11 protein-coding genes are annotated in these 15,156 nt (G+C 40.3%); 4 read left to right on the top strand and 7 right to left on the bottom strand.

The window, feature by feature from the left end; genetic code table 11:
- Positions 1–130: 130 nt before the first annotated feature.
- The 3 genes from E2L03_RS09855 to E2L03_RS09845 all read right to left on the bottom strand — a co-directional run bounded on the left by E2L03_RS09855 (position 131) and on the right by E2L03_RS09845 (position 2,361).
- Positions 131–400: a hypothetical protein gene (locus E2L03_RS09855; RefSeq protein ID WP_055735578.1), complete on the bottom strand. Its 270-nt coding sequence runs from the start codon at positions 398–400 to the stop codon at positions 131–133.
- Positions 401–499: 99 nt separating this feature from the next.
- Positions 500–1,906 (bottom strand): DHA2 family efflux MFS transporter permease subunit, encoded by a 1,407-nt coding sequence (locus E2L03_RS09850; protein WP_134259097.1) that lies wholly within the window; start codon positions 1,904–1,906, stop codon positions 500–502.
- Positions 1,907–1,926: 20 nt separating this feature from the next.
- Positions 1,927–2,361 (bottom strand): GNAT family N-acetyltransferase, encoded by a 435-nt coding sequence (locus E2L03_RS09845; protein ID WP_038477309.1) that lies wholly within the window; start codon positions 2,359–2,361, stop codon positions 1,927–1,929.
- 90 nt (positions 2,362–2,451) lie between these two features.
- On the opposite strand from E2L03_RS09845, the gene E2L03_RS09840 reads away from it, so the two are divergent.
- Positions 2,452–2,904, top strand: coding sequence for a MarR family winged helix-turn-helix transcriptional regulator (locus E2L03_RS09840; protein WP_055735575.1), 453 nt, complete (start codon positions 2,452–2,454; stop codon positions 2,902–2,904).
- Between the two features lie 69 nt (positions 2,905–2,973).
- On the opposite strand, the gene E2L03_RS09835 is transcribed toward E2L03_RS09840, so the two are convergent.
- Positions 2,974–3,408, bottom strand: a complete 435-nt coding sequence (locus E2L03_RS09835) for an NUDIX hydrolase (RefSeq protein WP_038477303.1) — start codon at positions 3,406–3,408, stop codon at positions 2,974–2,976.
- Complete coding sequence (locus E2L03_RS09830; protein ID WP_134259096.1) at positions 3,396–3,872, bottom strand: NUDIX hydrolase; 477 nt, start codon at positions 3,870–3,872, stop codon at positions 3,396–3,398. Before E2L03_RS09830 ends, E2L03_RS09835 begins: the two co-directional genes overlap by 13 nt.
- Positions 3,873–4,215: 343 nt before the next feature.
- Between E2L03_RS09830 and E2L03_RS09825 the strand changes: the two genes are divergently transcribed.
- Positions 4,216–5,433 carry a CynX/NimT family MFS transporter gene (locus E2L03_RS09825; RefSeq protein ID WP_055735572.1) on the top strand — a complete coding sequence of 406 codons (1,218 nt, stop codon included), beginning with the start codon at positions 4,216–4,218 and terminating at the stop codon, positions 5,431–5,433.
- A 58-nt stretch (positions 5,434–5,491) separates the two neighbouring features.
- On the opposite strand, the gene addA is transcribed toward E2L03_RS09825, so the two are convergent.
- Together addA and addB are read right to left on the bottom strand one after the other, a co-directional pair.
- Entirely contained in the window at positions 5,492–9,163 is a 3,672-nt protein-coding gene (gene addA, locus E2L03_RS09820) for a helicase-exonuclease AddAB subunit AddA (protein WP_166740263.1), read from the bottom strand.
- Complete coding sequence (gene addB, locus E2L03_RS09815; protein WP_134259094.1) at positions 9,156–12,602, bottom strand: helicase-exonuclease AddAB subunit AddB; 3,447 nt, start codon at positions 12,600–12,602, stop codon at positions 9,156–9,158. Before addB ends, addA begins: the two co-directional genes overlap by 8 nt.
- 222 nt (positions 12,603–12,824) lie before the next feature.
- On the opposite strand from addB, the gene E2L03_RS09810 reads away from it, so the two are divergent.
- Together E2L03_RS09810 and E2L03_RS09805 are read left to right on the top strand one after the other, a co-directional pair.
- Positions 12,825–14,069, top strand: a complete 1,245-nt coding sequence (locus E2L03_RS09810; protein WP_206698867.1) for a hemolysin family protein — start codon at positions 12,825–12,827, stop codon at positions 14,067–14,069.
- 157 nt (positions 14,070–14,226) lie between these two features.
- On the top strand, positions 14,227–15,084 hold the full coding sequence (locus E2L03_RS09805) for a phosphotransferase family protein (RefSeq protein ID WP_134259093.1): 858 nt from the start codon (positions 14,227–14,229) through the stop codon (positions 15,082–15,084).
- Positions 15,085–15,156: the final 72 nt, after the last annotated feature.

The raw sequence follows: 15,156 nt of genomic DNA, 5'->3' as shown, positions 1-15,156 counted from the left end.
GCGCCTATTTATGAGTTGGCTGATTCCAAAATAAGGCTTTAGAACGAACAGATAGCTATCTTACCAAACGCTTTAAAGGGGAGGCGTTCTCCGCTCATCCAATATGAAACGAACTCATTTGTTTAACTGCTTATTCTTCCAACATATAGTCATAGGTTTGAATCTTTTCAAACGTTTGCGTATCAATGTTCCACTGCAACACAATGATTTCATTGTAGCTGGTGTGTATAATGATTTTATCATCCCCTAATGATAGCACTTGATCTTCATTTGCGAAGGTTTCAATTTGTTGAGGAAAATCAGACCCCATGTCAGTACCACCATTACCAAAACCAAGTACAAGTAAAATCAAACAAACTAAAATGGCCGTTAAAAGGCCTCGATTTCCATTTTCCTTCACTCTATTCCGCCCCTTTCACTACTTACTATAATAGATTAACTCCCACCTGTAACGATTTTCATTAAACAAAATACCCCAACAACATTAGTGGGGTACTTCCTACAAAAGTGTATTTTTTGATCGACTACGATTCTTTGTATAGAGCACAAGCAGTAATGCGATAAAAGAAAAAACGCCCATTGTAGCAAAAGCCATCGAGAGACCTCTTAACGTACCCTCAATATAAGAGTATTCCGGCTGTGCCGCTTGAATACTTACAACGGTTGTTAAAATTGTAACGCCGAGTGCAGCTCCAAATTGTTTAACGGTGTTTACTATCGCTGTCCCATGAGGAAGGTCTTCTTGCTGTAAAGCATTCATAGCGATAGCGGTTGCCGGTGTCATCACAATCCCAACGGCTCCCATAAATAAGCTAAAACAAACAATCATAGCGATTACAGTTGTGTCTGCTCCCATTATCGTAAACCACATAAATGTCACGGCCATAACCGAATAGCCAATGATACCGAGCACTTTGCCACCGTATTGATCAAACCATTTTCCAGCTAGAAAAGAAGTTACAGATAGTAACAATGTGCCAGGCAACAAGGTCATGCCCGAAATAAAAGCAGTCCGCCCTTGTACATCTTGAATAAACAACGGGAGGAGTGTTTCTGTTGATAACAGTAAGATCGAAATGACAAATGACAATAACGTACCATGGACAAACCATTTTAAACGAAATAGCCGCAAATTTAACATCGGCTGATCAGATATAAGTTGTATCCAAATAAACGTCGTTAGGGCTAGCATGCCGATTACTGCAGGTATGATGACATACATACTGGCTAGTCCGTACACACTGAAATTACTTATCGCCAGAATGGTACCGGCAAAGCCAATGGCTGAGAAAAACAGCGACGGTATACTTAACCTCGCCTGCCCTTTCTCTGTAATGTTCTGCATGAATATACTATTTAATACGAAAAGGGCAATCGCCAGAGGAAGCACGAGCCAAAACAAGAAACGCCAGCTTGATAAATCAACGATATAGCCTGCAATGGAAGGACCTATAGCTGGTGCTACATTCACAACCATGGTCATCAGGCCCATCGCATAACCACGTTTTTCAATTGGGTAGACGAGCAAGAGAACAGTTTGTACGAGGGGAAGCATCATCCCAGCACCAACTGCTTGAATAACTCTTGCTACAATGAGAAGCATAAACGTTTGTGCGAAAATGGCTAATAGGGTTCCCAAAATAAAGAACGAAATAGCAACGAACGTTAACGTACGTGCTTGAAACCTTTCCATGAAATAACCCATTGTTGGAATTAACGTTGTTGTCGTTAACAGAAAAGAAGTGGTTAACCACTGAACTTGGGTCGCATTAATTGAAAAATCTTCCATAATTTGTGGGAAAGCCGTAATAAGCAAAAATTGATTGAGCAAAAATAAAAAAGATGCTGAGAGTATGGAAACAACAAGCATCTTTTTTCGAAAGGGTGTTAATAACTCAACTGACATACATCCCCCTCCTTTTTCATTTATTGAAATGACTTTTCCATTTTAACGTGAGGAATGCCATCTTCTTCAAAAACGTCAGAGGTTGTCACGTAACCGAGCTTTTCATAAAACCCTTCTGCATGTGTCTGACCATGTAAAAGAGCCTTCACACAACCCATTTCTCGAGCGATCTCTTCTAGCAACGTAATAATCTCTTTACCTAACCCGTGCTTCCGATATTCTTTAAGTAGGCAAATTCGCTCTAACTTTGCTTTTCCTTCTACTTGACGAACTCTTCCCGTTCCAACTGGTTTTTCGTTATAATAAACTAAAACATGTGTGCAAGGGGACGTTAAATCATCAAAGGCGTCAAATTCATCTTCTATTGGGCAATGTTGTTCGTCAACAAAAACCTTCTTTCTAATAGAAAAAGCAAGCTCTAACTGCTCTTGATTAACAATAATCTGTTTATTCATAAACGTATCCTCATTTCTTTCTCATGTACTCACAATCTAACGTAACGTATTTTTGTTGTATTTGCAACAAAAAATGAAAGGAGTTTTTCTATGAAAGAAATTCTTCGCGAAATAGGGACCATTGCTCGTGCCCTCGATTCAATAAGTAATATTGAATTTAAAGAAATTGATCTTACAAAGGGCCAATACCTTTATTTAATTCGAATTTATGAACACCCCGGGTCTATTCAAGAAAAGATCGCCGAAATGTTAAAAGTCGATCGAACGACTGCAGCCAGAGCCATTACGAAGCTGGAAAATCAAGGCTTTATCTATAAACAAGAAGATCCATCCAATCGAAAAATAAAAAAGCTTTTCCCCACTGAGCGAGGAAAAGAGGTGTATCAATTTTTACTTAGAGAAAATAACCATTCAGAGGCGGTCGCTTTAAAGGGGTTATCATCTACCGAAGTAGAAACCCTCTTTAACCTACTTCAAACCGTGCGGAAAAATATTGATGTGGACTGGAATGAAGTGAAAAAAGGCAACAAACGTGGCTATTAAACTTCTAAGAGAGAGGGAGGGATCCCTTTCTCTTAGACAACTAACGTTTTTAATTCCTCAACAAGCTCCTCACTCCCTTTGGCGTAATCTTACTTTCTCTGCCATACAAATACTTTCTATAAAATAATCTGGTGCTTTGCTATGTGATTGGATCTCCTCAAAGGTCATCCAATGAATGTCTGCAACCTCATCTGCACTTACGATTGAAGGTTGGCTTCCTTCTTCTCGTTCACATAGAAACACAATGTCAATGACAGGTTTTCCGTTCACTTCAAAAGTCGTATTTCGCACATAGACCATATCATTTTTCAATTTCAAACCAACTTCTTCTAAAAACTCACGCTGTATCGTTTTTTCTAATACATCTTTATCGATTCCAGATGCATCGACTTTACCACCTACTAATGACAGTAGTCCTCCTGCATGTGCTTCCTTTGAGCTTCTTTCAATAACAAGCCACTTTCCATCATTCCAAACTGCCCCTTCTACATTTACAATGAACATTCCTCCACCTCAATTCTCAAAAAATTTTTTGGCTTTTTATACACAAAATGGTCTTCAATAAACGATAGAACATCTCCTGTCCCTGGTATTGACAACATACTCTTTGCGTCTTCAAAAGTCAGCCAGCGATACTCACTGTGTTCATTGTTTAACCGCACCTCTGCTGAATCTGCTACATATGCCACAAATACAGGAGCCAGATAGATCCAATTTTTCACTGGATCATAAAATTGATCAAATGTGTTGGATGTGTATAAAGACAATGGTATCAAACCGGTTTCTTCTTTTATTTCTCGTATAGCCGTCTCATACGCCTTCTCTCCAGCTTCGATTCCTCCACCGATATAGGTCCACGCTTCGTCTAAGATCGCTGAGTTTCGCTTTAACAATAAGACGTCTACACGATGTGCTCGCTCTCGCAAAACGACGACAGCGATTCCTGTTGTTCTAATAGGGATTGTCATTTTATCTCCTCCACATCTATGCTCATTTGAACGAATTCATAGTCATGTTCGTTTGTTTTTTGCACACAGGTCTCTTCTTCTCTAAACCCCACTCATTCCTTCCTTATTAGACTGAATAGTTTTAATTATAACATAAAAAAAGCCCCTTACTCTTTGTTAACTCGTCATTTCAATAAACGAGTTAACATTGATAGCGTTTTCGAAAACTCTGAGCTATTCGTTTAAAACACTGACATTTCCTATTAATGGTTGCGCTAAAAGAAAGCTTGATTTCCCTTTCTCCTCAGGAGTAAAATAATACATTGTGACTTAATAATGTTTACTCACTATGAAGGAGATTACTATGCAAAAACTGCGAACCAACAACAAGGAACACTATTATACGTTTTTGCTCCTTACGTCTATCTTATTGATTGCCGCTACCTTACGATCTCCTATGACTTCATTCGGACCGTTAATTCCGTTTATAAGAGAGGATTTAGCCATTTCAAATGTAACCATTGGTTTGGTTAATACATTGCCACTAGTAATGTTTGGTTTATTTTCACCTCTTGTACCGAGAATTTCTCGGAAAACAGGGATGGAATTCATGCTTTTATTCGCTATGATTGTCTTAACCATTGGCATTGTGTTCCGATCACTCGGGTATACACCGTTCTTGTTAGTAGGTACCCTTTTACTTGGTCTTGGTATAGCAGTCGGAAACGTTCTAATGCCTGGACTAATTAAACTTAGTTTTCCATTACGAATTGGTATTATGATGGGCATTTACTCTGTTTCTATGAATCTCTTTGGCGCATTTGCATCTGGCTTATCTGTTCCAATAGCTGAGTCAAACGCTTTTAATTGGCAACATGCTTTGCTTTTATGGGCTGTTTTATCGGCAATTGCTGTTCTTTTTATTTGCTTACGGCTGCCTGTTATGCTGTCGTCTCGAAAAAAAGTTCCTGGAAAAGTAGATAACCAACCTTCTTCTTCCATCTTTAAATCGAAGCTCGCTTGGTGCGTTTCGTTATTTATGGGACTTCAGTCGTTCATTCCATATAGCTTGTTCACTTGGCTACCAGACATTCTGCTAAACAAAGGCTTTACAGAAAGTGAGGCAGGATGGTTTATGGCGTTAATGCAAGTAGGGCTCATTCCAGCTACATTCTTTGTACCGATTTTTGCAGCTAAATTAAAGAGTCAAGCGTGGCTTGCTGTTGCATCAGGGCTACTATTTTTAATAGGGCTTGCTGGTGTCACTCTAACTGCATCGTCGTTAACTCTTCTATTCCTTGTTGTTACAGGTATGGGAATGGGGACAACCTTTAGTTTAGCCATGATGTTTTTTGTCTTGCGTACGCATACTGTCGAACAGTCTTCACAGCTTTCTAGTATGGCCCAATCTATTGGCTATATGATTGCCGCTACAGGACCATTTCTTCTCGGGTTCATCGCGGATAGTACAAAAAGTTGGACTGTGCCACTCTTTATTCTTATGGTTGCGGCTATTGGCATTTCTTTATTTGGCTATGCTGCTGGTAAGGATCAAAAAATTGACAACCCTACACCTTCTTAAATGATAAAGCACCTTTCTCCATGAGTCAGGCGCTTTTACCTTTGTACAACAGTTGCCTTTATTTGAATAGTTGAATGTCCATACCTCGGTCGAAGAAATACAGCCAGCATTCCTTTACCGGAACACGCCAAATTGTTTCGATTGCTTGCTTGTAGTACGCGATTTGATGCTCATAACGTTCTTTTAAGACCTTTTCGACTTCTTGTTTATCTAAACTAGAAGATGGAATCCGATCGGTTTTATAATCAAGTAAACATAACTCACCGTTCTCATCCCACCATAACACGTCAATAATTCCTCGAATTAATACGGCATCATCTTCTGCGTCCTCCTCATGAGAGGAGAATCGACCCTTAGGTTGGATGTATGAAAAAGGCACCTCTTTTTTCACTTTTTTCGCATGGAGTAAACGAGTTCCTACTGATGATTGATGAAACTCAATAATACGTTGATAAGAGATAACCCGTCTTTCTTCTTGATTCAACGAGAGCCGATTCGAAATGGCTTCAATCTCTTGTTTAATGTGAGACGGATCGCTTGTCTGAAATGATAGCCTCTGCATTATACGATGCATAAGCGATCCTTTTTCAGTAGAGCTTAGCTTCTGTTCTCCTTTTAAAAACCTTGGCTCCTTTATTGAATGGGAAGCGTTCTTCTGATACGTATCATTAAGAGAATGCCAGTTTGTTTTTCGTTTTAATTCGGTCACACTTTGTTTAGCGGCTGTCTTGGTCGCTTCAGGATATAGGTAATGGAAGGCCAGCCGGCGCTCCACTTCGGACTCCATTCCAGCAGTTCGTCCGTCCACTCGCTCTAACTGCTTTAGTAATTGAACAGTTGGGTTCACGGACTGAGGTTGAGTAAGCGCTAATGTAGGGACTTCTACTAAATCATCTAACGTCCACTTTGACGGATGTTGTTTTTTGTTCGAAACACGATTCACACCTTCATGTTGGAGAACAACAGGTACGACCCAGTCAAAGAACCGACGAGCCTGCTTGCGCTCATGTAGAGAAAGGGAAGATTCCGCTTGTTCCATCCACACTTCCATCTTTGCCTCTCTGTCTTTAACACTACCTAGGAGAAACAGTTTTTCCTTTGCTCTTGTTAGAGCTACATAGAGCACGCGTAGTTCTTCTGAGATTTGTTCTCTTTCTTGCAATTTCTTTATGGCTGTCTCTGCCATAGTAGGATACTTTACACGCCGTTCTATATCTAAGTAAGTGGAGCCAAATCCTAGTGTTTGATGAATTTGTGTTTGACGTCGCGTATCCATTAAGTTAAATTGCTTCCACATGTCTACTACAAAGACTACTGGAAATTCGAGCCCTTTACTTTTGTGGATCGACATTAAGCGAACAACATTTTCTTGCTCACTAACAGTACGTGCACTCTCAAAATCGTCTCCTTGGTCTTCCATCCGCTCAACAAAGCGCAAAAAGCGAAAGATGCCGCGGAACGATGTATCTTCAAACGCCTTTGCACGATCATACAAAGCTCGCACATTTGCTTGACGCTGTTTTCCTCCCGGCAATCCACCTACAAACACATCGTACCCTGTTTCTGTGAATAGTTCCCAGATAAATGTAGATATTGCAGTTGTTCGTGCTCTCGTCCGCCAATTTTGAAGTTGCTTATTAAAATGAGTAAGCCTCTCCATCCATTCACTTTTTTTCTTTTCATTCATTAGGGTGGCTTGCACCGCTTCATAAAAGAACCCATCTTGATCATGTAGGCGTATACTTGCTAGCTCGTCATCTTTCAGCCCGACAATTGGCGAGCGCAGTACCGATGCTAACGGAATATCTTGAAATGGATTATCAATAATTTTCAGTAGCGACAGCATAATCTGCACTTCTACATGGCGAAAGTACCCTTCATCTCGATCTGAAAAAAGTGGAATACCCGCTTTTTTGAATACGTCTACAAAAACGGGCGCTGATGGAAGGGATCTCATTAAAATCGTTATGTCTCGGTACTCAATGGGGCGCATGTGGTTTTGCTTTTTATCATAAACGAGATAGCCACTCTCTCGTAACTCATTAATTTTATTTGCTGTCCATTTCGCTTCTTTTTCTGCGGATAATTCAAAACCACTCGTGTTTTCCTCATCTTCTTTTTCTACTAAAGCAACATGAACGTCGTAGCCTTCATCCTCTTTTCGATAATCCTGATTACCATACTGCAACGCTTGCGTTTGATCATACTCCACTTCACCTACATGCTTGTCCATTGTCTCTGCAAAAACGTAATTTACAGCATCTAGCACTTCTTTTCGGCTACGAAAATTATGCGCTAAATCAATCCGAATTCCTTTTGCTTCACTTAGTGTATCAAGAGGAAACGCTAGCTTTTCATACGTTGTTTGTTTCTCTATAAACAAACCCGGTTCAGCTAATCGAAATCGATAGATGCTCTGTTTTACATCCCCTACCATAAACCGGTTCTCACCATTTGCGACTAATTGTAAAATTGCTTCTTGGACTTGATTCGTATCTTGATATTCATCTGTTAACACTTCTTGAAACCGAGCTTTGTATTGACGTGCAATGGCGGAGGGTTCTGCAATGGATTGTTCACTGAGTATATCGAGAGCAAAGTGTTCAAGGTCGTCGAAATCCATCAGCGACCGCTCTGCCTTTTCTTCTCGATACGCTTTAGCGAATTCTTTTACAAGAGTTGTTAACATTCGAACGCGCCCTTGCATCTGTTGTAACCGCATCTGATTTCCTTTTGAATCCGTCATTAAAAGTTCTTGTGCCTTTTGGACTAATTTTTTACTATTGTCCCGTAGTCCTTTTACTCGTTCGGCCACTTGAGGATCAGATGGATCATCTTTTTTCTTACTAGGTAGCCGTTTCCATGTAAAAGCATGTAGCCGCTGTTGCCATTGATCCCAGGTGTGACAATTCGTAAACCCTCGAAGTGCTTCAAGCTCTTCTGTTAGCCGTTCACGATAAAAGGCAGGTCCGTCCTCCTGTTCAGCAAGCTGGAGACCTCGTGAATGATTAGCAATAGCACCTGAGACAAAGCTAAGCACTTCTTCTAAAATCACCTTCCCCCACGGACTTTCCCCTACATCGCCATACGGCTGTTCATACATCCTTGCGCTTTCCTCAAGCCACCTATCCGGATCTGGATGGGATCTGGAACGCGTATATAGCTGTAACAGGAGCGTTCTTAGGCTTGTATCTGACCGGTCGCCGCTATACGCTTCTGCCATTGTATAGAAGTCGGGCATCTCTTCTTTATTGAAAGCGTAATAACGCTCTAATAACGCTTCAAGTACTTCTTCTTTAAGCAATTCTCTTTCCGTGTCATTTGCCAATCGAATCGTCGGATCAACATTGATTTCATAGTAATGGGCTCGAATGAGCTCAGAACAAAAGGCATGCAGAGTAGAAATGGACGCCCGGTTTAATAAACGGTATTGGCGTTTTAAATAAGGAGTAGGACGAACGCTTAACTCCTCTTCTATCCGTTTACCAATACGCGCTTTCATCTCGGCTGCGGCTGCCTTTGTAAATGTGACAACAAGCAATCGATCCATCTCAACTTCATCATCTGGATCAATAACCCGCTTCACAATTCGTTCAACTAGAACAGCGGTTTTCCCACTACCAGCAGCTGCTGCGACGAGAATATTTCCACCTGTCAGAGAGATTGCCTGCCACTGTTCATCAGTCCAGCTCACATCTACTGGCTTTTCTTGTAATGTCCATTTAGGCATCTTCATTCTCTCCTTCACCGAGATGATCTCGCATTTCTTCAAGTGCATGTTGATTCGTTTTTTTGTAAATTTCATTATAGCCATAGCCAGGTAAGGACGGGTCAAATTGACACACTGCATGCATTGGACAAAAGCTACAAGCGACATGACCGTTTTCACGTTGAAACGGCTTTACTTCTGTTTTTCCGTTAGCAATCTCGTTGCCAATATCAACAATTTTTTGTTCAGTGTAAGCAAAGAGTGTACGAAAATCATCCTCCGTTACAACTTTTGAGCGATTATGAAACGTACCGTCTTTTTTAAATTCTATGGGCACAACATTTGACTTCGTTGTTTCTTCTAGCGACTGATCAAATAACGTTGCGAGTTGACGATCCTTAGGCATCCACCCACTTAACTTAAATGCTTTTAGGCGTTCTTCTTCTTCCTGTTCTGTATCTTCTAGCACCGGGTTGTGTATATGGAAATAGAACATGCCGCCAATTTGGGATGATTGCTCTAACCATGCTTCGGAACCCTTTAACGCGACAGTTAAATAGACAGGGATTTGTAAGGATAGCCCTTCTATTACGTCAGAGAAAGCAAGCGCTGTTGCACTTGATTTATAGTCAATGACACTTAAATAAGATTGTCCATCAACGGTTGCCTGATCAATCCGGTCGATTCTCCCTCGTACAGTCATACTCATACCGTGTTCAAGTGGATAAGAAGGGAGAGACAAGTTCGTCTGTGGACCAAAGGCAACCTCTAGCCCAATGGTCTCAAACTTCGAGAGTAACGCTTGTTGACGGATTGCTTCTGTTACGTTTAACGCAATCTCCTCTAGCTTGTCACTAATATACTGATAATGATTGGTACTCAGTAAAATCTTCCTTTGAATGATAGGAGCGACTTCTTCCACTGCCGCTATCGTCATTTCACGGCACTCGTCGAACGATAGCTTCTTCCATGTTTTATTACGATCCTTTTGCTTATGGGACATTAACTTCAGTACCATATGAAACAATTCACCGATGTCAAATGCTTCTAGTTTATACACATCTCTTTCTTTTAACTTTAAACCGTATTGCCCAAAATGCCGGAATGAACATTGCTTAAATAATTCCATACGGCTGACGCTCATCACAAGCTCCGAACCATATAAGTCTCTTACTTTTTCAATAGGTAATGGCACTTCTTTATATGCATAGTCTAGACTTTCTAACGCTGCCTTTAAGGAGCTATGCCATTGTTCCTGCTGTATGAACCAGTGGTACACGTCCCACCAAATGGAATCAATTGTTTCACCCTGCTTCCATTTTTGCAGCTGACGGATGAGTTCCATAAAAGCCTGCTTTGGATGAGATACAGATTCAATAGAATGATTCTCACTATCAGCATCAGCCTCATTTTGAACAAAGGTTAACGGAACAAAATCAAGGGTGTCCTTTATATGCCGTATAAGAGGCGAAGGTAGTAACGCGGTGCCCTCTTCATCAGCTAAAGCATAAGAAACAACCAGCTTTTCTGACGCATTTACTTGCGCCATATAAGCATAAAAATGTTCGTGCCACATTCGATCAAACGAGCTATAACCAAAAGAGACACCTTTTTCTTTTAGCTCATGGCGTTCCTGCGCACGAACAATCCCATTGTCTCGTGGCTTCGATGGAATAACACCTTCATTTACACCGATGACAAAGGTTGCCCGTGCTTTCGGCAAGCGGGATCGCTCCATATCACCGATCGTCACTTGATCAATTGCTGGTGGCACCATTTGAAAGCGCATATTCTCAAAACCAGCGGTTATTGTCTCGAAAAACGATTGGGGAGTTGTGACATCATCTCCACCGATTTCAACCAGCTGATCTAGAATTCGAATGACGCCTTCCCAGACTTGTTCGTATTCACTACCTAGTTGAATAGCCCCTTCCGCGTCCACTTGTTGTTTAAACTGTTGTACCTTTTCAGGAACAGATAAAGCCTCAAAGAAGGTATAAACAGCTCGACTCATCTCGACAACGGTTTTACTTTGCTTTATCTGCTTCTCTAATTGATTTAGAGGTGCAATCAAGTGGTTTTTTAATTCATTTACAGCACGATTCGTTTCCCTTTCTTCTTCTGTTGGCTCATCCTCATAGCCATGTCGCACCGTTTTCACTCGCCAATCTACTTCTGTTGACCATAATTTCCCTTTAATTCCCTGCGCTAGAACAATTGTTTCTAGCTGATCAATTTGTTCGCGAAAGCGTACTGAATCTTCATCAAGGGGAGTGAATAAATCGGTTTTAAAAGCGCGAAAAAGCGCTTCATAAGGATAGCGTTGCATGATTGCTTCAAAGGAAGAGCGAATACATTCAATCAATGGGTGATGAATCATCGGCTTTGCCTGATCAATGAAAAACGGCACGTCATACATCGGAAAGATTCGTTCAATTAAGCTACTGTAAAGAGTTAAATCCCTTGTGACAACGGCAATGTCTGAATATCGATAGCCTTCCATTCGAACATAAGACCGAATGGATCGCGCCAGTGCATCTATTTCAACCCGTCGATTTACTGCTTCTAGTAACTCGACACTTCCATCATTCTCTCGTTTTTCGCGATCTTGATAGACGAGGCCTTCTTCTAATGAGGCAATACCTTTTTTCTTAAATTCCAAGCACGGTTCAAACCAACTTATTTTATACGATAACCCTTGTTCTTGAAGTGTTTCGACGAATTTATGATAGGTTTCATTCGTGTAGAAAAACGTATCTACTGTTGCATCCTTGTCTAAAGTGAAGGCGATCTGTACAGACGATGCTTCTTTAAACAGTGTCGTTAAAAAGCGACGTTCTAGCATGTTAAAATCATAAAACCCGTCCACATAAATAATGGCATTTTTTATAATAGTGGACGTTGCCATAACGTCCGTAGCACGTTTTAATTGATCTTCTTTGTCCGAAAACTGCTGTTGAAAAGCTTGTTCAAACGCTTTATAAACAACATAGATATCATGCATCTTCTCTTGCATCAATTGTGACTGATTACGACTTGCCTTATAGAACGCATCTGCGGTTAGCTCTTGTTGACGAAGCTCTTGAATGACCTGCTCCATCTCTTTAACAAAACCGATTGCATGACTTGAACGCTTAAATATGCGTAACGTTTCCTTTTGGTCTTCAATGATTTTCCTAAGTAAAACGTGCATACCCGTTCGATCAAGTAACGGCAGTTCTGGTTGATCCGAATCCACAAGAATTCTCTCTGCTAATGAATGCAAGCTTAGAACGCTTAACTTCGAAAAACCACCTGACTCCTTTGCCAGCTCATATTCAACTTGAAATGACATTTGATCTGGAACCAAAAACAGCTGTTCAGGCCCTTCTATTGGGAAGCGATTCAGTTGGTCGATCGCGTCTTTTTTTAGCTTCGTCGACTTACCACTGCCACTTCTTCCTAGATAAAAGTGAATCACGCTACCGACTCCATTTCGTTCAAACTTTTCTCCATCTTACCATGAAACAACTTCAACACTATATCCCTTTTAACCTCACCTTATTGGGTATAAACGTTTTTAAATAACGAACACTAATGATAACATTCTGTTGTTCGTTCTTTTCATCTGCATGTTTTCTTGGTACAATGTTTCATTACTGAAGTCTGTTACAATTGACAACTTAAAATTGGAGGAAACATCTTGATATTCGTTGCGATTATCCTTTTATTTATTGCATCAAGTTTCTTTTCTGGTAGTGAAACCGCTCTAACTGCAACAAATAAAATAAAACTACAAACAAAAGCCGCTCAAGGAGATAAAAAGTCCGAGCGTTTATTAAAGCTAGTAAACAACGCAGAAGAATTTATTCCAGGCATTCTTATTGCAAACAACGTCCCAAATATTATTCTGCCTTCCCTTGTAACCATTGTCGCCATTGATTATGGCTTAAACGTCGGAATTGCAACGGGTGTATTAACAGTCTTAATTATCATTTTCGCAGAAGTACTTCCCAAATCTGTGGCTGCTGCTTATCCACAAAGAATTGCCTATGCTGTTTACCCGCTTACCAACCTATTACTAAAGCTGTTAAAGCCTTTTACCTTTCTTCTTAACGCATTTACACGTCTTGTCATTCGGATGCTAGGAAAAAATGCTGGAACAGAAACGACTTTTTCAAAAGAGGAAATGCGGGCCATGGTGGACATTGGGCACATAGAAGGAACGTTTAAAAATGATGAAGTGTATCGGTTAAAGGGCATGCTCGATTTTGATCAATTAAATGTGGCAGATGTGCTACAAACACCACGTATTGACGTACAAGGATTACCAGCTGAGAGTACATTCGAAGAAGCAAAAGAAATTATTTTGAACAACCAATATACACGATACCCTGTTTACGAAGAAGATATTGATCATATTATCGGTGTCTTCCATTCAAAGTTTGTATTGAAATGGAGCCAAGAACCCTCAAAGCCACTTAAAGAAATGGCAGATTTACAGCCTCTCTATGTCTATGAATTTCATCCAGTCAACCGCGTCTTCCAAAAAATGTTACAGGAAAAGAAGCATTTTGCTATTGTCTTAGATGAATACGGTGGGACAGAAGGCATCATTACACACGAAGATTTAATTGAAGCGATGATTGGGCAAGATATTGAAGATGAAACAGATGTTGACGATGTTTTAATTGAAGAACAGTCAGAGTCACGGCTTGTCTGCGACGGCAAAATCTCCCTTCGTCGATTAAATAATGTGTTTCATGTCAACATACCAGAAGAAGAAGATAATTTAGCTAGTTTCCTAATCCAGCAATTCGGCTACTTGCCTACAGTAGGAGAACAACTAGATTATAAAGAACTACGCTTTGAGATCTTGGATATGGACGACAAAAAAGTAAATCGCGTACAACTCACTAAAAAAATTGACCCTATGCTTTCTCAATAACCCATAACAGCCGAAGTAGCTACTCGGCTGTTTCTTTTTACGATTAATTCTAGAGGATACATGGTCTGCTTTATAAGTGGAAACAGTAGTCAAACAACCATGTCCAAATAACCTGCTATATGATTAACTGAAGATAAGTCGAAAGGAGTGCAACATTATGGACTATCCCTATGCTGCTTTATTAACACAAGCCAGAGAAGATCTTTTGCTTTTTAATGAAAAAAAGAAACCAAATGCTGAGACTGATTCTACACACCCAACGTTAGGGAAGCCGTTTGCGTTTGGGAATACAGCTACTCTCTACCGCCAAGGAAATTTCGCTATCAAATTATACCATCCTCATTTACCCGCTGAAGAAGTTGAAAAAGAATATCGAAATCATCATTTTGCATATCAGCTTAATCTCTTTGTTCCTGATGTTCACCGCATTACCTCGTATCAACTACAACACGCTTTAATTCTCGACTATGTGGATGGAGAACCATTAGGTACAAATTGCTGGAAATCTCTATACACATTGGATCAATGTATGTTAACTGCAGTTAAGCAACAACATCACCTACACAGAATCCCACTAAAAAAGACAGAAAAAATAGAATTAATGCCACAGAAGCTAAAACGCCAAATTCATCAAGTCGATGATCTCTCTTCCTCCAGAAAGCATCACCTCCTGAATCTTTTACAACAGCTCGTCGAATCATCGACTTCCCAGAGTCTCTGTCATGGAGATTTTCACTTCTTTAATCTGATTAAAACAAAAAAAGGAATAAGCATGATCGATTGGGTAGATGCGAGTATTGGCTTTCCCTGCGCTGATGCCTGTCGCTCTTACTTACTGTACGCAAGCATTTCTCAAGCGCTAGCCACACTTTACTTATACCTTTACTGTGCGGAAGGGAAGTTGGATGAAGAAGAAGTATTAAATTGGCTTCCCATCCTTGCGTGTGCGCGTTTATCTGAAAATGTTGCCTCTGATTCCAAGGAACAATTACATAGGTGGATATATGGAAAGTAGCGCAATAGAACGATTATGGCTGTTTCATTAAAAATATTTTCAATCCGACGTTTATGTCGAAATAAAAGAGTG

It is taken from the genome of Shouchella oshimensis (genome assembly GCF_004375095.1).
Taxonomy (GTDB): domain Bacteria; phylum Bacillota; class Bacilli; order Bacillales; family Bacillaceae_D; genus Shouchella; species Shouchella oshimensis.
Note: the sequence above shows the minus strand (reverse complement) of the source record. Positions and strands in the feature narration are given on the sequence as shown.